Genomic DNA, 20,808 nt, shown 5'->3' with positions numbered 1-20,808 from the left:
CGCCCGAGGCTAGCCCTAAAGCTATTTCGGGGAGAACCAGCTATCTCTGAGTTCGATTGGCATTTCACCCCTACCCACACGTCATCCGCCGACTTTTCAACGTCGGTCGGTTCGGGCCTCCACGAAACATTACTCCCGCTTCACCCTGCACATGGGTAGATCACTCAGTTTCGGGTCTACGACAACAAACTTTCGCCCTATTCAGACTCGCTTTCGCTCCGGCTCCGCTTCCTTCCGCTTAACCTCGCTTGTTATCGTAACTCGCCGGTCCGTTCTACAAAAAGTACGCGGTCATACCCTCTCGGGTACTCCCACTGCTTGTAAGCACACGGTTTCAGGTCCTCTTTCACTCCCCTCCCGGGGTGCTTTTCACCTTTCCCTCACGGTACTTCTCCGCTATCGGTCGCTAAGGAGTATTTAGCCTTGGGAGGTGGTCCTCCCTGCTTCCCACGGGGTTCCTCGTGTCCCGTGGTACTCAGGATACTCTCTTTAAGTCTTCCGCTTTCGCCTACAAGGCTTTACTACTTCCTGTGGCGGGCCTTTCCAGACCTCTTCGGCTAGCTTCCAACTTATTTACCGAGAGTCCTTCAACCCCAAAAGCTTTCGCTCTTGGTTTGGGCTCTTCCCCTTTCGCTCGCCGCTACTTAGGAAATCGATTATTCTTTCTCTTCCTCTGGGTACTAAGATGTTTCAGTTCCCCAGGTTCGCTCCTCTATGCCTATTTTCTTCAGCATAGGGTTACGGGATATTACTCCCGTAGGGTTCCCCCATTCGGGTATCTCCGGATCTCGGCCTGCTTGCGGCTCCCCGAAGCTTTTCGCAGCTTACCACGCCCTTCTTCGCCTCTTAGCGCCTAGGCATCCTCCGTGTGCCCTTCCTAGCTTGACCATCCTTGAGTTTTGAGTGTTGAGTGTTGAGTTTTGAGTTTTTTTCAACTCTTAACTCTTCACTTTTAACTCTTAACTCTTGACTCGCCTAGTGGATTGAATCCTTTTTTCTACCTGCGTGTACTACTTCTCGCTTCCTCTCGTTCGCTTTCCGTAGTCACTTCCTCGCTGTGCAGTTTTCAAAGAACATCCTTTTGCTTTCAGGTATTACTTACTGCTCTGGCCTTCAGCTCTCAGCTGTCAGCTTTTTCCCAAGTTCTTCTCTTGGGTCTTTTGGCTGACGGCTGCCAGCTAATCGCTGACCTTTTGTCATACCTTAAAGCTAAGTGGTGGAGATGAGCGGAATCGAACCGCTGACCCCCTGCTTGCAAGGCAGGTGCTCTCCCAGCTGAGCTACACCCCCACTTTTCTAGTGTTGAGTTTTGAATTTTGAGTTTTGAGTTATTTTTTTCAAACTCAATACTCAACTCCCTTAACTCAAAACTAGTTTCTGGTGGGCCTAGGTGGACTTGAACCACCGACCTCACGCTTATCAGGCGTGCGCTCTGACCAGCTGAGCTATAGGCCCTTATTCGCTTAGGTATTACTTACTGCTCTGGCCTTCAGCTCTCAGCTATCAGCTGTCAGCTTTTTCCCAAGTTCTTCTCTTGGGTCTTTTGGCTGACGGCTGCAGGCTAATCGCTGACCTTTTGTCATACCCCAGAGACTTCTGGTCTCTGAAAACTAAACAGTGGTTTTTTATGCCCGATTATCGACCTGGAGTGCTCTTTGGTATTACTTCTTGGTCCAGCCTTCAGCTATTAGCTATCAGCTTTTTTCCCAAGTTTTTCTCTTGGGTCTTTTTGCTGTCGGCTGTCGGCTGTTGGCTGACCTTTTGTCATACCCTTAAGCTTTTCTCCTTAGAAAGGAGGTGATCCAGCCGCACCTTCCGATACGGCTACCTTGTTACGACTTCACCCCAATCACCAACCCCACCTTCGACGGCTGCCCCCTTGCGGTTAGCTCACCGGCTTCGGGTGTTGTTAGCTTTCGTGGTGTGACGGGCGGTGTGTACAAGGCCCGGGAACGTATTCACCGCGGCATGCTGATCCGCGATTACTAGCGATTCCGGCTTCATGCAGGCGAGTTGCAGCCTGCAATCCGAACTGAGAGCTGCTTTTTGGGATTCGCTCCGGATCACTCCTTCGCCTCCCTCTGTACAGCCCATTGTAGCACGTGTGTAGCCCGGATCATAAGGGGCATGATGATTTGACGTCATCCCCACCTTCCTCCGGTTTGTCACCGGCAGTCCCTTTAGAGTGCCCAACCTCACTTGCTGGCAACTAAAGGTAGGGGTTGCGCTCGTTGCGGGACTTAACCCAACATCTCACGACACGAGCTGACGACAACCATGCACCACCTGTCTCCCTGTGCCAAATGGCTATTTCCACTTTCGTGTGTTTCAGGGGATGTCAAGACCCGGTAAGGTTCTTCGCGTTGCGTCGAATTAAACCACATGCTCCACCGCTTGTGCGGGCCCCCGTCAATTCCTTTGAGTTTCAGCCTTACCGTACTCCCCAGGCGGGGTACTTAGTGCGTTTGCTACGGCACAGAAGGGGTCGATACCTCCTACACCTAGTACCCATCGTTTACGGCGTGGACTACCAGGGTATCTAATCCTGTTTGCTCCCCACGCTTTCGCGCCTCAGCGTCAGGGTTAGGCCAGAAAGTCGCCTTCGCCACTGGTGTTCCTCCTAATATCTACGCATTTCACCGCTACACTAGGAATTCCACTTCCCTCTCCTACCCTCAAGTTAACCAGTTTCAGATGCAACCTCTCGGTTGAGCCCAGAGTTTTCACACCTGACTTAATTAACCGCCTACACGCCCTTTACGCCCAGTAATTCCGGACAACGCTCGCCCCCTACGTATTACCGCGGCTGCTGGCACGTAGTTAGCCGGGGCTTCCTCTTTAGGTACCGTCACCTATACCGCTTTTCGCAGCATAGACTTCGTCCCTCTTGACAGAGCTTTACGACCCGAAGGCCTTCTTCACTCACGCGGCGTTGCTGCGTCAGGGTTCCCCCCATTGCGCAATATTCCCCACTGCTGCCTCCCGTAGGAGTCTGGGCCGTGTCTCAGTCCCAGTGTGGCCGGTCACCCTCTCAGGCCGGCTACCCATCGTCGCCTTGGTAGGCCGTTACCCCACCAACTAGCTAATGGGACGCGGGCTCATCCTATTGCGGTAGCTTATTCCAGAGGCCTCCTTTTCCTTGCCCCAAGATGCCTTGGGACAAGCTTATCCGGTATTAGCACCGGTTTCCCGCTGTTATCCCGGTCAATAGGGTAGATTGCCCACGCGTTACTCACCCGTCCGCCACTAGCCTTTACTTATAGCAAGCTATTCATAAAGGCCCGTTCGACTTGCATGTGTTAGGCACGCCGCCAGCGTTCGTCCTGAGCCAGGATCAAACTCTCCATAGATATCTAGGCTATCAGCTTCCAGTTTTCAGCCTTCAGCTAAAAACTTTCCGCTGCCTTTTTTCTTGGTTTGTTCAATCGGCTCGATTGTCTTCTCTTCACGAGTTTCTCTTTCGATTCATTTCTTCGCCAGCCCCACTCTAGCTGATAGCTATGAGCTCTTGGCTGACGGCTAAAAGAATCGGGCATGTCGTCTTCCACTGTTCAGTTTTCAAAGACCAGCTTGCGGCTTGGGCTTTTGCCCCCGCGCGACAAAATTTATCTTACCATGTCCCGACCCTTTTGTCAACTGCCTTTTTTTCACGATGTCTATAAGTTGCTCTAAATTGCAATATTTAATGTCCGAATTATAGTAAAACCTAATATTGTAAAGTTATGTTCCTGCCTAAGCTTGCGGTTAAAAGGAACGTATTTTTACTAAAAATATTTTGCTTTTCCATATATGTAAGGGAGCGACCCCTAAGTTTTACTTATGGCTCGCTCCCATTCGCGGCGCTACCGGTTAATACTCATTTATCCTCCAGCAGCGGCTTACACTTGCGCATATCAGAATTTCTTATTGCCTTTTTCACCCACAATTGTATCAAGCCAGTTTTTTATCTTGTCAATTTCAATTTCGTCGCAAATTATTATTACAATACTATCTTCAATTTTAATGCAGCAGTTACACTCCTTTTCCTTTTCCTTTACCTTTTCATGTTCCAATGTCATTTGCTCCTTTCACATTAATTTTTTATAACCACCAGTGGTGTAATACATCTTATGATATGCAAGCAAAGCGGGTTCTTTTTTTTGCTAATTTTTCCGTTTTTTGTCTAGTTATTTTTTTGATTCTTAACTAAGTCTAAATTAACCGGATTACTAAACTATATATTTAGCAGCAATTTTATGCGGTACTCCCCAAAATAAAAACTAAAGCACCTGACCAGCAGGTGCCATTAATTTTTTATTCTTCTCTTGGTTTCATTGTGGGGAATAAAAGCACATCCCTAATAGAAGCCGCATCGGTGAGCAGCATGATCAGGCGGTCAACTCCAATCCCAAGCCCGCCTGCCGGCGGCATACCATACTCTAAAGCCCTGATAAAATCTTCATCCATAGGATGGGCTTCCTCGTCACCGGCAGCCTTTTGTTTTACCTGGGCTACAAACCGCTCTTTTTGGTCAATTGGGTCGTTGAGCTCGGAAAAAGCATTAGCCAATTCACGGCAGGCAATAAATGCCTCAAACCTGTAGGTAAATTCAGGATTATCTTTTTTGGGCTTGGCCAATGGTGAGATTTCCAAAGGATAATCAATAATAAAATGAGGCTGCATCAAATGAGGCTCAACATATGTTTCAAACATTTCGTTGATAATTTTACCTTTAGTTCGATTATTTTTCACGTCAATATTAAATTTTTCCCCGATTGCCACTGCTTCAGCATCGGTTTGTATGGTGGTAAAGTCTACATCAGTGTATTTCTTAATTGCATCCAGCATGGTTATCCTGGGCCACGGGGGTGTTAAGTTCAATACCTCACCCTGGTATACAATTTCGGTAGTCCCTAATGCCTCCTGGGCCACATAAGCTACCAGTTCCTCAGTCAGTGCCATCATATCTTCATAATCCGCGTAGGCTTGATATAACTCCATCATGGTAAATTCCGGATTATGACGAGTTGAAATACCCTCGTTGCGGAATACCCTGCCAATTTCGTAGACCCGCTCTAAGCCACCTACTAACAGTCGTTTGAGATGCAGTTCCAATGCAATCCGCATGTAAAGGTCAATATCCAGAGCATTATGGTGGGTAATAAATGGCCTGGCCGCAGCTCCTCCGGCAATAGGATGCAACACCGGGGTTTCTACTTCGAGGAAGCCCTTGGAATCAAGGAATTCCCTCATGGCTTTAATAGCTTTGCTGCGAACGATGAAAGTTTTTCTTACTTCCGGGTTCACAATCAGATCTACGTAGCGCTGACGGTACCTGATCTCCACATCCTTCAAACCATGCCATTTCTCAGGCAGGGGACGTAAAGATTTTGTTAAAAGCACCACATCCTCGGCCCAGACTGTCGTTTCTCCCATTTTGGTTTTAAAGACCTTGCCTTTTATGCCTATAATATCGCCAATATCCAGTTTGGTGAACATCTGGTATGTAAATTCACCTACATCGTCAAGGCGCACGTACACTTGAATTTGCCCGCTGAGGTCCTGGACATGGGCAAAACTAGCTTTGCCATGCCCTCGTTTAGCCATAATACGTCCGGCAATAGCCACAACCTGATTTTCCAGTTCTGCAAAATTATCCAGTATATTTTGGGCCATATGGGTACGCATATAACGCTGGCCAAAAGGATCTATACCTGCATTCCTAAGCTCGTCCAACTTTTGACGGCGCACTTGCATAAGTTCATTTAATTCGGCATCCACTATAAATTCCTCCCGGCTGCAAAATTGAAAATGAGAGGTAGTTGGGGACATACCTCCTGAAAACACATCCATTCAAAAGAGGTGTGTCCCCTGACCGACTCATCTTTTAATATCAAGTATCTGGTATTTCAAGACACCGGCAGGTACGTTGACTTCAACTATGGTGCCTATCCGCTGCCCTAAAATGGCTTTGCCCACAGGAGATTCATTTGAAATTTTGTTTTCCGCCGGATCGGCTTCCATTGAACCTACCAGAATATATTCCAACTCGTCATCGTATTCCAAATCCTTTAAAAGCACTTTTGAACCTAGGGAAACCACGTCAGTGGCTACGTCGTTATCCTCAATAACCCTGGCATTGCGCAGCTTTTTCTCCAGGGTTAAAATTTTCCCTTCGATAAATGCCTGCTCGTTTTTGGCATCTTCATACTCGGAATTTTCGCTGATATCGCCAAATTCAATAGCCTGCTTAATCCTCTCAGCAACTTCCTTGCGTTTAACGGATTTTAGGTACTCCAATTCCTCTTCTAATTTTTTTAACCCCTCGACTGTCAAAATGACTTCTTTTTCTGACATACCTTCCCGCTCCTTTTTATGTTTCTTGCCCCGGAATCAATAGTATGATATTACATTTAAGTTAAATCTGTGAAAACGACCCATTACTACCATAACAAGCACTGCTTACCCCACCAAAGGGGAAACAGTGCTTGCCTAAATTCAGTCTCCTTCTTCACAGGCTATTATATAAACGCTAACAATATTTGTCAAGGTTTTTAGCGCCTATGCTCTAAGAGCAACCCGATTGGCAAACGCTTTTTGCCGGATGGATTCAATTTGCTGTTCTTCTACAGGGCGCTCAAAACTTCGGAAACCAGCAAGTCTAAACCCATGTTTTTTGGCCAGCTTTCCAATTTCCTCCACTTGCTCCAAAGTCAGCTCCCGACCCAAAGTAAAATTTTCAAATCTTCCTTCCAAGGCTAAAATCATGGTTTCGGCCATGCAAGCCAACGCCAGTTTCGGTGGATAACCAAAGTTAAAATTGAAATTTACGTCTCCCGGAACTTCCACCATTCCGCCTTCTATTATCAGGACATCATCCCGCAGTTCAGCAACTTTTTTGGATACATCCCTTGGCCGGGCAACGTCACATACTATCGCCCCCGGTTTTAAATACTCGGGTTGAATTATAGTTTCAGCGGAAGAAGTAACTGTTATAACTATATCCGCTTTGGATAAAGCTTTTTTAACATCTGTAGTAATGCTTACTGCCAAGCCTGACTCCAGCATAATCTGCCGGGCTAACGCCTCCAGCTTCTCCAAATTCCTGGCTACCAGTGTAATATACCTTGTTTCTCTGGCCATTATACGTGCACAAATTGCTCCTATGGAACCTGTTGCGCCAATAATAACTACTTCCGCTTCAGCCAGGTCTACCCCCATAATTTCCGCCGCTTTACGGGTTCCTTCCAAGGCTGTGTACACCGTATAGCTGTTGCCTGTTGTAACTGCAATCCTGAGGTTTTTGGCCACGGTTATACCGGCATCACCTACTACGGAAGTAGTTGCGCCAAGCCCTAAAATTTTAGCCCCCAATTGTTCCGCCAATTTCCCTGTTTCAATAATTTTTTTGAGCACATATCTTTCAGGCAAATTCAACATTTGCCGGGTTGTCAACGTGCAGCCAACAAAATAGCCTTCTGTCTCGGCATATGCGGATTTAACTCCGGTGATATGGGAAGCTTTAACAGGTGGAAAGAACCGGAATACATTTTCCACCAGACTGTCGGGAAGTTTTTTCGCTAAAGGAAATTTTCTGGCCACATCATGCACATCCAGCGGATGAATCATGAAAGCAAACTTGTTCACGTCCGCACCCCCTTACAAAATCTCGACCCTAGGTTTAAACCCGATCCGGTCCAACAAATCTTCATAGTCCGCAGGCGTCATCTGCTCAGGCCGCTTACCGGCCGCTGCCACCAACACGGCTTCCATCACGTTGGTACCAAAGGACCTGCCGTTTAGTTCGGGGGTGGTAGTAATCAGCTGTTTCACTCCTCTGCCCCTTAGCAATTCTACATCCTCTTTGGTTACCGTATTGGTTAAAATAGTTTTACCTGTAAGGTTATCCGGCATGTATTTTTTAATAAAGTGAAAATCCCCCGCTATGATATCGGCCTCATGGTAATATCTGCTGTAACGGGGAACAGTCTTTTCCTGCTTGCTGCCTGTAGGATACAAATATTTAAAAGGCAATTGACATACAATGGGAGCCAGGATTTTGGCCACCATGTCCAGGGACTTGAGAGAGCGCAGCGGGATAGGAAGACCCAGAGCAAACATCAGGTCCCCGCAGGTAAGTCGCGCGCCGCTTTGGACTAATGCCTGGGCCATGCCGAAACGATCAGCGCCGCAGACCATTAATACAGGTACATTGTCAAATACCATGCCCAGTTCGGACTTCAAATATGCAATCACTTTGCGTTCCAAAGTGTTTTTTAACCCGCTGCCATCTACTATCGGAGTATGTTGGGCAGCCCTGGCGATTTGAGCCGCTTCGCGAATTACGTAGCGCTTTTCTCCGGCATAAATATATAAATCCGTCCCCCCCAGGCCAAAGGCATCTACTTTTCCGTCCAATGCTTGTATAACTGCTACTGCTTTGGCCATATCGCCATCAGTACCTCTGCGCTCTATTGTATATTTTTCTCCTAAAATCTCTGTCTCTACTTTATGGTCCCGTTTTGAGGAACCAAGGCTTACACTTACAACCCTTTTCATGCTTAACCAATCCTCCCTAACTGACACTGCAGGGGTATATTACCTTTTCAATGTTTTAACCAGTTTCCTGATTGTCTCGGGGTCAACATATACATCTTCCTGAATGGGGGATATGCCGATTTCCACTCCTACGACCTCTTTGTCCACCAATGCCTGGCACAATTTAATCCTGTAATTTGAGCCTATCACAAGTATGACATCAAAGGCCCTGGCTTTAGCAATCAGGTCCATAATATCATTTAGCAGCTGCTGACCTGTTTTGTCGCTGATAAATCGCCAGCGTTCCTCATCAGTCATGATCAGGTAAAACTCTATTCCTTCTTCCTCCAATATTTGTTCCAGCTCTTTTTTATTGGCAATAGGGAAACCAACAACCGCTACTTTACCGCCCCTTCTGACTTCCCCAATCCCTTCCAGGCGGGAGATAAACGTGCGGTCTACATTTAAACGGTTGGCCACATCTTGCTGGGATAAACCCTGCAAGCGCAAGTTTAAAATCTCATCTATGGTTGTAATGATGCGTTCCCGGTCCAGCAGCTTATCTCCGATCCGCAGCAAATGCATTCCCATCCCCCCTGTGCACAAGATTGTGTACAACTAAATTTTAGCAAACTTATGAAAATAAGGCAAGTTTTCGCCTTTTTGCGAATAAAAGAAAAAACTAGACATCACGCCAAATGTCTAGATTAATCAGGTGACACATAAATATTATGTCTTTGAGATATTTCCCATTATGCTCCAATTATTGCTCCTGCAAAAACTTGCGCAAAATTGCCTTTACATTTTCCAGCTTTTCTTCTCTGTTGATCTCCTCTCTGGCCCGGGCTGCTCCTTTCGCTCCCTTAATGTACCAGGCTAAATGCTTGCGCATTTCTTTTACTCCTATTTCTTCACCCTTGAAGCGAACCACCGTTTCTAAATGGCGCATTGCCGTAGCAATTCTTTCCCCAATACTGGGCTCGGGAAGATATTTTCCTTGTAAGAAAGCTATGGTCCGACTGAAGATCCAGGGGTTACCGAAGGAGCCCCGGCCGATCATTACCCCGGCACAGCCTGTAGTCTCCAGCATTCGTTTGGCATCAGCAGGGCAAAAAATATCGCCGTTACCAATAACGGGCACTTGGACAGCAGCTACTACCTGAGCAATAATATTCCAATCGGCCTGTCCCGAGTAAAACTGGTCTCTGGTCCGGCCATGAATTGTTAAAGCCCTGGCACCTGCTTCAACCACTCCTTGGGCTATTTCTACAGCGTTGACGTTAGAGCCGTCCCAGCCTTTGCGCATCTTGACAGTTACGGGAACCGGCACACTGGCGGCTACCTTTTCTACGATACGAAAAGCCAGCTCCGGAGTACGCATCAGGGCGGAGCCCTCCCCGTTTTTTACGATCTTAGGACTGGGGCAGCCCATATTGATGTCTACAAGGGCTGCGCCGTGTTCCACTGCAATTTTGGCAGCTTGAGCCATAGTTTCGGGTTCGGAACCGAAAATCTGCACAGCTACAGGGTATTCTTCTCCGCTTAAATCAAGCATCCTTAGAGTACGGTCATTATTATAGACCAGTGCCTTATCACTGATCATTTCTGTGTAGACCAACTGGCAGCCATGCTCCTTGGCTAGAAGGCGAAATGCTTTATCACTTATTCCCGCCAAAGGGGCCGGGACCACTTCATTCTCTACTACGACAGAGCCAATTTGTAGCATTGATCTACCCCTTATTGATTTCGTTCAAAAATAATTTTAAGCCCTTCAAGGGTTAAAAGCAAATCCACCCGATCGATGCTGGGAGTTTCCCCTTCAAAGAGCCTGGCTAAACCACCTGTAGCCACCACAAAAGCCTGTCCTCCAAGTTCAGCTTTCATTCTTTTGACAATTCCCTCGATCTGCCCGATATAACCGTAAACAATACCTGCCTGCATGCACACAACGGTGCTTTTGCCAATTACATTCTTAGGCTTGACCAGTTCAATCCTGGGGAGTTTGGCAGCATGTTGGAACAATGCTTCCGTGGATATTCCAATCCCTGGAGCAATGGCACCCCCCAGGTATTCTCCCTTGGCGGAAATAGCATCGTAAGTAGTGGCCGTGCCGAAGTCTACAACTATACAAGGTCCTCCGTATTTGGCAAAGGCTGCCACTGCGTTGACGATCCGGTCTCCACCTACTTCCTTAGGGTTGTCAAAGACAATTGGCATGCCGGTTTTAACTCCGGGACCAACGATGAGCGGCTTAACCCCGAAATATTTGTTGGCCATCTCTTCCAGAGCAATGTTTAAAGGGGGAACCACGGAGGAAATAGCTATATGCTTGATATCCCGAATATTTAAGTCAGAGGACTGAAAAAGCTGACGCAACAAAATGCCATATTCATCGGCGGTTTTAGCGCGGTCAGTGGCTATCCTCCAGTAAGCAATTATTTCATCCCCGCGGTAAACGCCCAGTACAATATTGGTATTACCTACATCAAACAAAAGCAGCATAATTAATCATCACCTTTCAAACTTTGACGTAGCTTTTACAACCAGCACTACGATGATAACAGCTACTATTACTTCGGGCAGGCCATGGGATACTACTATTCCGCCGGCAATCACCCAGGAAGGTATATAGCCCTTGAGTACAGCCAGGCTGAGTACCCCTATGGTATTGGTGAGTGTTCCCGCTACCGCCGCAACACCGGCGCCGAATAAAGGCCGATCAGCGAAAGGCCGGTAGGCCAAATAAGCTGCAACACCAATCAACATTCGGGGTACAATAGCTACCATAGGATCCGCAAAAAAAGCGTTAGCCTGCATAAAACTGAATAACCCAAAAATAAGTCCTACCAAAAAACCTACTGCCGGCCCTTCCAAAATTCCCGCTATAATAGCCGGAACATGCATAATTGTAGCTCTTCCCGCAGGAGTGGGCACAGGTACAAAACCTAAACCGGTAGCACCCAAAATAATGGCAATAGCACCAAGCAGCCCCGCAATTACAACTTGCCTTGTGGCTAAACGCATCATACAAAACCCTCCCTTATCCTTATAAGTATCACTTTAGGTCTGTCCCCAGTCCCTACTCCCCAGCCTTGTTTTTAATACTGCGGACTGGTGACAGGCGACTGCCCCAGAGAATTACATGCACCTGATGGCTGACGGCTGAAAGCTGAAAGCTAGTTACTGGTAACTGATGACTGGCGACTCTCTTTAAGCGTAACGTCCCCGCTGTAAAATGTTTGACTGCTCCCATCAGGGAGCAAAACCACCAGCCCCCCTGCCGCATCTACATCTACAGCTTTGCCGCTCAAGGTATTTTGCCAGGTAGTTATTTTAACTTCCTTGCCCAGCGTTACGTTATAGCTTTTCCAAAGCTCCAAAACAGGTCCAAACCCGTCTTCCAAGTAGCTGTAATAAAGCTTTTCCAGCGCCTCAAGAATAGTTTGCAGCAATTTCACCCGGTTTAACTGCCGCCCCTGTTCGATGGCCAGCGAAGTTGCAGTAGTTCTCACGTCCTCGGGAAAATCAGCCTCTTGCAGGTTGACATTGATTCCAATACCTAACACAAGATAATTAACAGCATCAGCTTCTGCTTTCATTTCCGTTAGAATGCCACAAACCTTTTTACTGTTGAGCAAAATGTCGTTGGGCCATTTAATCCCTGCAGGTAGAAAATACTGCTCTCGCAATACCTGGGTAATGGCAATAGCTGCAACGAGAGTTATCTGCCCTGCCTCCAGCGGACTAATCGGGGGACGTAAAATAAGGGAAAACCATAAACCTTTCCCAGCAGGAGACAGCCACGACCTGCCCAAACGCCCTTTGCCTCCGGTTTGGCTTTCAGCAATCACCATGAGGCCTTCAGGGCTGTGTTGGTCAGCCCTCTTTTTAGCCTCTATATTGGTAGATTCAATTTCTTCGAAAAAGATTATATTTTTGCCAAGGGATTTAGTATTTAACCCGTTGGCTATTTCTTGGGGCAGCATTTTATCTGGAACACCCTCCAACCTATAGCCAAGCTTGGAGAACGATTCTATGCGATATCCTTCCTCCCGTAAAGCCTGGATATGCTTCCAGACCGCAGTCCGGCTTACGTTCAGCATCCTGCTTAGCTCCTCTCCGGATACAAATTGGCCCTGTTGCCTTTTCAGCAGATTTAAGATATCCTCACGCAAGTCCAAACACCTCCTTCCCAAAACGCATGCTGAACATTGCCCGTAGCTATGGCTATTAGCCAAAAGCTAAAAGTTTATCATCAAAAAAAGCCTTCCGGACGCAAATCCAGAAGGCATGTCTTACCCTCTTCTTTCCGTCTCGGTCATCACGATCCAAGCGGCAGCATAAATATAATGCCATATGAGTGTTCGTCGTCAGTCATTAGTGTTATAAATTAACACCTAAACTAGCGAACTAAGAAAGGTAACATTGCAGTACGGCTACGTGGGGTATGCCGTCTAAGAACATTTTATCACCGTAAGCAGATGGCCACAAGTTACACAATTGATTTTCAGCAACAGCCTGCGGTCACGTCCCCAGTCCTCAGTCCCTAGTCCCCAGTTACTTCTTTAAATACCGGTGACTGATTACTGTCTTAGAGAAATACATGCAACTGATGACTGACGACTGGGGACTTCTCAATAGAATTACAAACACCTGACGGCTGATGGCTGACAGTTGAAAGCTGAAAACTATTGACTGATGACTAACGACTGGCTATTCCCCTCTGACTTCCTGACTGGCTAAAATTTCTTTAATGTCTTCGGCCAATTTTGCTAGCCCAAAGGGCTGGGCCTTAAGCTTTGGAATGAGCAAGCGGTACTGTTTCACAGTCCCCATGAGGAGAACGTCGCTGTATTCAACGCCTGCATCCACCACATGCTTGTGGACTGCTGCATCACCGCCCAAAGAAAGCATTTCCTGCTTTAATATATTGCAGGCTTTGCTCCTTAAATGCTCCACCTTGATACAAAAGTGCACTGCTTTGGGGGCCATGCGGAGCACTCCCCCCGGATCTGTGCCGATTTTGGCTATTTCTTCTTTGGCCACGGAAAGATTTGGTATGTAGACTATTTGTGTGCTGTAGTTAGGCATAAAAAATCTCGCCCCCTGAGCTTTAAAAGCAAACCCCGGGAATTGTCCCAGGGTTGCTGCTGTCAAATGTTTCTCGTTTAATTTTAGAATAAGCCGCTGATCACGCCGTTTTCATCAATATCTATGCTGCAAGCGGCAGGACGTTTGGGCAGACCCGGCATGGTCATAATAGCGCCGGTAATGCATACCAGGAAGCCGGCACCTGCGGAAAGGCGAACCTCGCGAACAGTGATATCGAAGTCTCTGGGACGGCCAATCTTGGTCTGATCATCGGATAAGGAGTATTGGGTTTTAGCCATGCAGATAGGCAGATTGCCGTAACCCATTTCGGTGAACTTAGCAATAGTCTTTTCGGCTTCAGCTGTATAAACTACGCCCCTTGCACCGTAAATTTCGGTAGCAATTTTGGCGATTTTGTCTTTGATGGGCAGCTCGGTCTCGTACAGCACTTTGAAGTTGGAAGGTTTCTGTTCAATAGTGTCAAGTACCTTTTGCGCCAACTCTTTACCGCCTTCTCCACCCTTAGCCCAAACCTCTGACAAGGCAACTTCGGCACCCAGTTCACGGCACTTGTCGTAAACGAACTGCAGCTCTTTTTCGGTGTCCGTTGGGAACGCATTAATGGCAACCACGGCAGGCACGCCGTACTTGGCAACGTTTTCAATGTGTTTCTGCAGGTTTTCAAAACCTTTAGCCAAAGCTTCCATATTTTCAGCGGCCAGTTCTGTCTTCGGTACTCCGCCGTGCATCTTGAGGGCCCGGACAGTGGCAACAATGACTACGGCAGAGGGCTTCAGGTTACCAAAGCGGCACTTCAGGTCGAAGAATTTCTCAGCGCCCAGATCAGCACCAAAGCCAGCCTCTGTTACTACGTAATCAGCCAGTTTCAAAGCAGTCTTAGTAGCTGTTAAGCTGTTGCAGCCGTGGGCGATATTGGCGAAAGGACCGCCGTGAACGAAAGCAGGTGTGTTTTCCAAAGTTTGAACCAGGTTTGGCTTAATGGCATCCTTCATCAGCAGGGTCATGGATCCTTGAGCTTCCAAGTCAGCAGCTGTAACGGGCTTGCCGTCATAGGTATAACCGATAACTATCTTGCTGAAACGCTCCTTCATATCCATCAAGCTGTCAGCCAGGCAAAGAATAGCCATAACTTCAGAAGCCACTGTAATATCAAAACCGGTCTCGCGAGGTACACCTTCTGTGCGTCCGCCTAAACCGATGACGCACTTTCTCAGCGCCCGGTCATTTAGGTCGATAACCCTGCGGAAAACCACGGTACGCGGATCGATGTTCAAAGCGTTGCCCTGGTGGATATGGTTATCGATCATGGCAGCCAGCAGGTTGTGGGCATATGTAATTGCGTGTAAGTCACCTGTAAAGTGGAGGTTAATATCTTCCATAGGCACAACTTGAGCATAACCACCGCCGGCGGCACCGCCTTTTACGCCGAAGCTAGGTCCTAAGGAAGGCTCCCGCAAGCAGACTATAACTTTTTTACCCAGTTTAGCCAAGCCATCGGTTAAACCAACGCTGGTGGTTGTTTTACCTTCCCCGGCAGGGGTTGGGTTAATGGCAGTTACCAGAATCAGCTTGCCGTCTGGCTTGTCCTGCAGTCTCTTAATAGCATCCATGGAGATCTTGGCTTTGTATTTGCCGTATAGTTCAATATCGTCCTCACTAAGACCAAGCTGCTTAGCGATCTCAACAATAGGCTTCATTTTCGCCGCTTGGGCAATTTCGATATCACTTGGCACTTTAGACATTGACTTTCACTCCTATCTTAATTAATTTCTTAATTTTTTGCTGTTCCTTACCGGAACAACTGCTGTCTCCGTAAATTAAACCACTCTTAAGATGACAGATAATTTTTAAATTCTCTTTTAATTTAAAAATTCCTCCCTCTATAATCTTTAATTTTCTTTGAAAATCTCGCTTAATCTTAGATTTTCATTTGTACAAAGTCAATCCTCTTGGACAATATGCCTATTTTTGTATATATCTGGATTAACAAGTGTATACCGACAGAATATGCGTCTTTTAAACGTATTTCGGCCATGTAATCCACTTGTTCTCCGGTGGCAAACCTCCCATGTCTCACAGGGTCTGTGCCCCTAAATTCCTTCGTACTGCCTGCCCATGAGGTGGATGTCAGCCTTGCTCCTTTGCTGGGTCAAATGCCCTTATGGATAAATTTCAACCTGACTATTCCGGCTCGCTTTGTCAATGAACGTAATCTTTAATTAAGCAAGGTTTTTTTACATTTCCAGCACCGCTTGATTGCTTGTTACATTGCAGGAGTTTGACTGTCAAGGGGCCGCGATAGCGGCGACGCAGTCTTTACCCTTGACTGGCAAACGGATGAAATGTAACATTGTCAGTTGCGGTGCGCTTTTTAGGCGGCTTCCTGTAATTCTTGCCTTCTTATATCACTCATCATTTTTTGTGGGTCATAAGCTACGCCTTTTCTCAGTAAGGTGTAAAATATCCTTATGAGCTTACAGCATAAGAGTACTAGCGACTGTTTCTTTTTGAGCGGGTTCTGTGGCCTTGTTGTGTAGTACTGGTGTAGTTCTTTAAATTCGTTGTTCTTAGCCACTATGGGCATAATCCCTTGAAATAACAACGATCTTAGCCTTTTTCGCCCTCGTTTGCTAATAGTTGTTTGGCCCTTATGCTTTCCTGAGCTATTTTCTTTCAGGCTTAGTCCCGCCAGCTTCTGTACCTGCTTTGGATGTTCAAACCTTGTAATATCCCCTACTTCAGCTATAAACCCTGCTGCTGCTATGAGGCCTACTCCCTTGATTTTTAGCATTTCTTCAATACCGGGAATCTGCATGGCTAATTCTTCTATTAGAGCCATTGTCCTTTCATATTGCCTCTGCAGCATTTCATATTCTTCTAGTAGTGTGGCAAGTTCATTTTGAGCTGCTCTTAATCCTTCTCGTACTCCTACTGATATCTTTGCTGCCTCAACTAGTTGGCTGGCTCGTCTAACTCCAACAGCTCTGCTGATTTCTTTTCTCCAGCTGGCAACTATGCCTTCGACGCCTTTTTCAAGTACTTTATCCGGTGTTGGAAACTCTTTTAGCGTTACTATTGCTGCTTTGCCTTCCCAATCCCCAAAGACTCTGTTGAACTCCGGGAAATATATGCTTATCCAGCGTTTAACTCTGTTTCGGATGCTGTTAAGCTGCTTCACTAATCTTAAGCGGGTTTCCATTGCATTTCGTAAATCGCTGTAAATTCCTTCGGGAATGTACGGTTCCATGTATCGACCGTCTTTTACCAGCATGGCAATGGTTTTGGGTCCTTTCGGTCATTTTTGGTCGGATTATTATCATCCAATTCTTTGCTTCGCTTTACGTGAAACGGATTCACTAGTACTATTTTCAGCTGGTGATCCTTAAGATGCTGGGCAAAGGTAAACCAATAGTGTCCCGTAGGCTCCATCCCAACCATTACCTGCTGCTTCTGCTGTTGTTTTGCCACACTTTTTACCCACTCAGAAAATGTCTTGAAGCCGTTGTTGTCATTATTGAATTTTAGTAGCTTAGCTAGTTCTACGCCTCTGTAATCGAAAGCTCTGGCGTAATTTGTCTCGCTAGCTACATCTACACCAATGATTAAAGTCTTTTCTGTTATTTGCAAAATTCTTGAGTTCTGGTTATACTTCATATTGAGTACCTCCTCTGTTATTTAAGGGTCGCTAGTTAATCGACACCTCGACACCTCGTATGTTAACAGGAGGTACTTCTTTTTTCAAAGCTCATTTTAATTCATTACAGGAATGCTCCTTCTCTTTAAAAAAATACTTAAATAGCAGCTAAAATTTTTATCTACCCTAAATTTTTTACCCACCTATGACACCTGATCAGGTTCCGGAGCTTCCAGCTTAAGGAAGTATTGAAATCAAGGTAACAGCGGCAGAACCAGCTACAACTTCGGCTCGGCTCGCTCGTATACTCTTGCCATATTTTTCTCTTAAAACCTTGGAGATATGCTGGGCAACACGCAAGTCATCAGTCTGGAAGGTTATTTGGTAACCCACGCTTTGCATTTTGACCTCCATCTGTCATCATAGCCAAAAATGACGGTTATGGAAATAATTTTCCTTGTTATTCCTGGTAAAAAATAAGGAAATGTGCACTTAAGATTACTCGAGCAGTACCCCTACCTCCTTGAGTTTTTGCTCGATGGCCGCCATAATCTGATCATTGTCTGCCTCCACCGTATGTAAATGGACGCCTCCGGTTAAAATTGACAATGGCTGTGCGCGTGACTCAGCTAACCGCTCACGAAAAAGCTGTACATCGTAACGGGATTTAAGGTTCAGGCTTCCACGCAAATCCCCGTAGAGAGGATGCTCCACGATAACATCCACTACCGTGCCGCCACAATCTACAATGGCCAGCAGTTCCTCCTCCAACTTGGTCTGATCATGTAAGCAAGCAAATGTCTTTCTGACTTTGGCGCAAGCAGAAGGCCTAAGCATCAGGTATCCTTGAGGAGTGGCCATTATATCCACACCTCCTGCCCGTAAAAGCGCTATGTCCTGCACAATAACCTGTCTGGAAACACCCAGCTCTTTTGCTAATGCGGTACCGGTTACAGGCGCTTTCGACGCAAGCAAAATCTCAATCATCTTTTTCCTGCGCCCTTCCGTATCCATCAAACCACCCCCAAATCGCGATCAGGTTCCAATAATAGCAAGCTACCCGGCACAAAAGCTGCCGGGTAATGTTTACGTAGATGCATATGTCTCTCTCCGTTACTCGTAAAGCCAGCCTTCCACCGCCTTAGAGTAAGAGAGTAACTCCTCAGGTTTAAAATAGATTGCCATTTCTCTGGCAGCACTTTCTACCGAATCGGCGCCATGAATCACATTACGGCCAACATCAAGGCCAAAATCCCCCCTGATGGTACCTGGTAAGGCATCAGCCGGATTAGTGGCCCCCATGAGGGTGCGCATACCTTTAACCACATTTTTCCCTTCCAAAACCATGGCAATTACCGGGCCGGAAGTAATATAACTCACCAAACCGGGGTAAAAGGGTTTACCCACATGCTCACGGTAGTGTTCTTCCGCCATTTCCTTGGTTAACTGCAGCATTTTCATGGCCACAATCTTATAACCCTTGGCTTCAATCCGGCGGACAATCTCCCCCACCAGATTCCGTTGTACACCGTCAGGTTTAATCATCGCATAAGTTCTTTCCAATTTCCGCTCCCCCTTATGAGAAATCAAAACTGCGCCAGTAGTTAAAACGCAATGTCGGGTCAATTTGGCCCGAGCCTGCTTCCTCTGTTTTTTGCTCTTTGTTCTCCGCCGCCTGCACCGACTGCGTCTTGCCGTTTAGCAATTCCTCAAATTCCTCTGCCTCCAGAGTTTCTTTTTCCATCAGCGTCTTGGCAATAAGATGCAACTCGTCCATATGCTGTTCCAAAATCTGCTTAGCTCTGTTATAGCTTTCATCCATGATGCGCCTTGCTTCTTTATCAATGGAAAACGCCACCGCTTCGCTGTAATTGCGGTCTCTGGCTATATCACGGCCAAGAAAAACTTGCTCCTGCTTATGCCCAAATGTCAGCGGGCCCAGTTCTTCTGACATGCCGTATTCGGTAATAATCTTTCTAACCAGGCCGGTTGCCCTTTCCAAGTCGTTTTGAGCACCGGTACTAATCTCTTTTAAGACAAGTGCTTCAGCAACCCGTCCCCCAAGCAGCATGGCCACTTGATCGAGGATCTGCGATTTAGTCATAAAGCGTCTGTCTTCTTTAGGCAAAAGCAACGTATAGCCGCCTGCCCTACCCCTGGGTATGATCGAAACTTTATGGAGCGGGTCGGTATGCGGCAAATAATGGCCTACGATAGCATGGCCCGCTTCATGATAAGCAACCAGTTTCTTTTCGTAATCACTGATTACCCTGGACTTCTTCTCCGGGCCTGCAATTACCCGTTCAATGGAATCTTCCAGCTCAGCCATCTCAATTTTCTTTTTTCCTCTGCGTGCCGCCAGCAGCGCAGCCTCGTTAACCAGGTTGGCCAAATCTGCCCCGGTAAAACCCGGCGTGCGGCGAGCCAGGACATCCAGGTTGACCTCATCGGCCAACGGCTTGCCTTTAACATGTACTTTCAGAATTTCAGCTCGTCCTAGCACATCAGGCACATCAACCACAATTTGCCGGTCAAAACGGCCCGGCCTTAAAAGAGCTGGATCCAAAATATCCGGTCGGTTGGTTGCAGCAATAATTATGATGCCTTCGTTAGCATTAAACCCGTCCATCTCAACCAGCAGCTGGTTCAATGTTTGCTCCCGTTCATCATGTCCGCCACCCAGGCCGGCGCCCCTTTGCCGTCCCACAGCGTCAATTTCATCTATAAACACGATGCAAGGTGCATTCTTTTTGGCCTGTTCAAATAAGTCCCGTACCCTGGAAGCGCCTACACCGACAAACATTTCCACAAAATCGGAACCACTGATGCTGAAAAAAGGTACGCCGGCTTCACCGGCCACCGCTCTGGCCAAAAGCGTCTTTCCGGTCCCGGGAGGCCCAAAGAGCAGCACCCCTTTAGGAATTTTAGCTCCCAACTCATTAAATTTCTTTGGGTTTTTTAAAAACTCCACGACTTCTTCCAATTCCTCTTTTACCTCATCGGCCCCGGCCACATCATCAAAGGTGACTCGCTTCTTTTCATCCGTATGCAGCTTTGCACGGCTCTTGCCAAACTGCATTACCCTGCTTCCGCCGCCTTGGGTTTGCTGCATCATGAAGAAGATAAGTCCAACCAGGAGCAAGATAGGCAGCAATGTCCCCAGAAGGTTAGTCCACCAGGGGGGCCCCGCGGCAGCCTTAGAGTTTACTTTGATCCCTCTATTAGCCAGCTCCAATTGTAAGTTGCCTTCTCCTCTGACAGCGGTAGTTGTAAACTTCTCGCCATTTTTCAAAGTACCGGCAATAGCGTAAGTATCCCTTTCTTCGGCTACCAATGTTACTTCCTTGACCTCACCTTGCTGAACTAACTGCCAAAATTCGGAAAAAGCCAGCTCTTTGACTTGGGGTTGTTCCGGTGTGGTTATGCGAATTAAAGATACTATAATTAAAACTACCAGCAAATAAATTGCCAGGTTTCTAAAAATACGGTTCAATCATCATCCTCCTCTCGGGATCGGGTACACTCACTCCATAATTAACCATTTT

16 protein-coding genes, 2 tRNA genes, 2 rRNA genes and 1 pseudogene (1 of these 21 only partly in view) are annotated in these 20,808 nt (G+C 46.8%); all 21 read right to left on the bottom strand.

Annotation, left to right across the window (positions count from 1 at the left end; all coding sequences use genetic code 11):
• Positions 1–888: ribosomal RNA gene (locus tag EYS13_RS14315) — 23S ribosomal RNA — on the bottom strand (it extends 2,213 nt beyond the left edge of the window).
• 326 nt (positions 889–1,214) lie between these two features.
• Positions 1,215–1,290: transfer RNA gene (locus EYS13_RS14310), tRNA-Ala, on the bottom strand.
• An 88-nt stretch (positions 1,291–1,378) separates the two neighbouring features.
• Positions 1,379–1,455, bottom strand: a tRNA-Ile gene (locus EYS13_RS14305).
• Positions 1,456–1,790: 335 nt separating this feature from the next.
• A 16S ribosomal RNA gene (locus EYS13_RS14300) occupies positions 1,791–3,350 on the bottom strand.
• Together the 16S and 23S rRNA genes with 2 tRNA genes alongside form the textbook arrangement of a ribosomal RNA operon.
• Before the next feature lie 543 nt (positions 3,351–3,893).
• Positions 3,894–4,052: a hypothetical protein gene (locus tag EYS13_RS14295; protein WP_227764056.1), complete on the bottom strand. Its 159-nt coding sequence runs from the start codon at positions 4,050–4,052 to the stop codon at positions 3,894–3,896.
• 241 nt (positions 4,053–4,293) lie between these two features.
• The gene (gene lysS / locus EYS13_RS14290) at positions 4,294–5,811 is read right to left on the bottom strand and encodes a lysine--tRNA ligase (protein WP_227764054.1); all 1,518 of its coding nucleotides are present in this window, start codon (positions 5,809–5,811) and stop codon (positions 4,294–4,296) included.
• A 48-nt stretch (positions 5,812–5,859) separates the two neighbouring features.
• Positions 5,860–6,336 carry a transcription elongation factor GreA gene (gene greA, locus EYS13_RS14285; protein WP_227764052.1) on the bottom strand — a complete coding sequence of 159 codons (477 nt, stop codon included), beginning with the start codon at positions 6,334–6,336 and terminating at the stop codon, positions 5,860–5,862.
• 204 nt (positions 6,337–6,540) lie between these two features.
• The gene (locus EYS13_RS14280; protein WP_227764050.1) at positions 6,541–7,626 is read right to left on the bottom strand and encodes a shikimate dehydrogenase; all 1,086 of its coding nucleotides are present in this window, start codon (positions 7,624–7,626) and stop codon (positions 6,541–6,543) included.
• Between the two features lie 12 nt (positions 7,627–7,638).
• A complete protein-coding gene (locus tag EYS13_RS14275) occupies positions 7,639–8,538 on the bottom strand; it encodes a quinate 5-dehydrogenase (protein WP_227764048.1) in 900 nt (299 codons plus the stop codon).
• 39 nt (positions 8,539–8,577) lie between these two features.
• The gene (locus EYS13_RS14270; protein ID WP_227764047.1) at positions 8,578–9,102 is read right to left on the bottom strand and encodes a helix-turn-helix domain-containing protein; all 525 of its coding nucleotides are present in this window, start codon (positions 9,100–9,102) and stop codon (positions 8,578–8,580) included.
• Positions 9,103–9,280: 178 nt separating this feature from the next.
• Positions 9,281–10,243, bottom strand: a complete 963-nt coding sequence (gene dusB / locus EYS13_RS14265; RefSeq protein ID WP_227764045.1) for a tRNA dihydrouridine synthase DusB — start codon at positions 10,241–10,243, stop codon at positions 9,281–9,283.
• A gap of 11 nt (positions 10,244–10,254) precedes the next feature.
• Positions 10,255–11,019: a type III pantothenate kinase gene (locus tag EYS13_RS14260; RefSeq protein WP_227764043.1), complete on the bottom strand. Its 765-nt coding sequence runs from the start codon at positions 11,017–11,019 to the stop codon at positions 10,255–10,257.
• Positions 11,020–11,028: 9 nt separating this feature from the next.
• Positions 11,029–11,544 (bottom strand): ECF transporter S component, encoded by a 516-nt coding sequence (locus EYS13_RS14255; RefSeq protein ID WP_227764041.1) that lies wholly within the window; start codon positions 11,542–11,544, stop codon positions 11,029–11,031.
• A 149-nt stretch (positions 11,545–11,693) separates the two neighbouring features.
• Positions 11,694–12,692 (bottom strand): biotin--[acetyl-CoA-carboxylase] ligase, encoded by a 999-nt coding sequence (locus EYS13_RS14250; RefSeq protein WP_227764039.1) that lies wholly within the window; start codon positions 12,690–12,692, stop codon positions 11,694–11,696.
• Positions 12,693–13,230: 538 nt separating this feature from the next.
• Positions 13,231–13,608: a hypothetical protein gene (locus tag EYS13_RS14245; protein ID WP_227764037.1), complete on the bottom strand. Its 378-nt coding sequence runs from the start codon at positions 13,606–13,608 to the stop codon at positions 13,231–13,233.
• Positions 13,609–13,691: 83 nt separating this feature from the next.
• Positions 13,692–15,362 carry a formate--tetrahydrofolate ligase gene (locus EYS13_RS14240; RefSeq protein ID WP_227767968.1) on the bottom strand — a complete coding sequence of 557 codons (1,671 nt, stop codon included), beginning with the start codon at positions 15,360–15,362 and terminating at the stop codon, positions 13,692–13,694.
• A 638-nt stretch (positions 15,363–16,000) separates the two neighbouring features.
• Positions 16,001–17,283, bottom strand: a pseudogene (locus EYS13_RS14235) (IS110 family RNA-guided transposase).
• Positions 17,284–17,500: 217 nt separating this feature from the next.
• Positions 17,501–17,665 (bottom strand): hypothetical protein, encoded by a 165-nt coding sequence (locus EYS13_RS14230; RefSeq protein WP_227764036.1) that lies wholly within the window; start codon positions 17,663–17,665, stop codon positions 17,501–17,503.
• 96 nt (positions 17,666–17,761) lie between these two features.
• Positions 17,762–18,277 (bottom strand): transcription repressor NadR, encoded by a 516-nt coding sequence (locus EYS13_RS14225; protein ID WP_227764034.1) that lies wholly within the window; start codon positions 18,275–18,277, stop codon positions 17,762–17,764.
• 99 nt (positions 18,278–18,376) lie between these two features.
• Positions 18,377–18,826 carry a nucleoside-diphosphate kinase gene (gene ndk / locus EYS13_RS14220; protein WP_227764032.1) on the bottom strand — a complete coding sequence of 150 codons (450 nt, stop codon included), beginning with the start codon at positions 18,824–18,826 and terminating at the stop codon, positions 18,377–18,379.
• Between the two features lie 13 nt (positions 18,827–18,839).
• On the bottom strand, positions 18,840–20,756 hold the full coding sequence (ftsH, locus tag EYS13_RS14215; RefSeq protein ID WP_227764031.1) for an ATP-dependent zinc metalloprotease FtsH: 1,917 nt from the start codon (positions 20,754–20,756) through the stop codon (positions 18,840–18,842).
• Between the last annotated feature and the right edge of the window lie 52 nt (positions 20,757–20,808).

The sequence above is a fragment of the Zhaonella formicivorans genome (genome assembly GCF_004353525.1).
Classification (GTDB): domain Bacteria; phylum Bacillota; class DUOV01; order DUOV01; family Zhaonellaceae; genus Zhaonella; species Zhaonella formicivorans.
Note: the sequence above shows the minus strand (reverse complement) of the source record. Positions and strands in the feature narration are given on the sequence as shown.

Bases quoted from the DNA above. Each gene is read 5' to 3' on its own strand.
- lysS (WP_227764054.1), bottom strand. From the start codon at position 5,811: ATGTCCCCAACTACCTCTCATTTTCAATTTTGCAGCCGGGAGGAATTT.
- EYS13_RS14230 (WP_227764036.1), bottom strand. From the start codon at position 17,665: ATGCAAAGCGTGGGTTACCAAATAACCTTCCAGACTGATGACTTGCGT.
- dusB (WP_227764045.1), bottom strand. From the start codon at position 10,243: ATGCTACAAATTGGCTCTGTCGTAGTAGAGAATGAAGTGGTCCCGGCC.
- EYS13_RS14255 (WP_227764041.1), bottom strand. From the start codon at position 11,544: ATGATGCGTTTAGCCACAAGGCAAGTTGTAATTGCGGGGCTGCTTGGT.
- EYS13_RS14225 (WP_227764034.1), bottom strand. From the start codon at position 18,277: ATGGATACGGAAGGGCGCAGGAAAAAGATGATTGAGATTTTGCTTGCG.
- EYS13_RS14260 (WP_227764043.1), bottom strand. From the start codon at position 11,019: ATGCTGCTTTTGTTTGATGTAGGTAATACCAATATTGTACTGGGCGTT.
- EYS13_RS14270 (WP_227764047.1), bottom strand. From the start codon at position 9,102: ATGCATTTGCTGCGGATCGGAGATAAGCTGCTGGACCGGGAACGCATC.
- greA (WP_227764052.1), bottom strand. From the start codon at position 6,336: ATGTCAGAAAAAGAAGTCATTTTGACAGTCGAGGGGTTAAAAAAATTA.
- EYS13_RS14275 (WP_227764048.1), bottom strand. From the start codon at position 8,538: ATGAAAAGGGTTGTAAGTGTAAGCCTTGGTTCCTCAAAACGGGACCAT.
- EYS13_RS14245 (WP_227764037.1), bottom strand. From the start codon at position 13,608: ATGCCTAACTACAGCACACAAATAGTCTACATACCAAATCTTTCCGTG.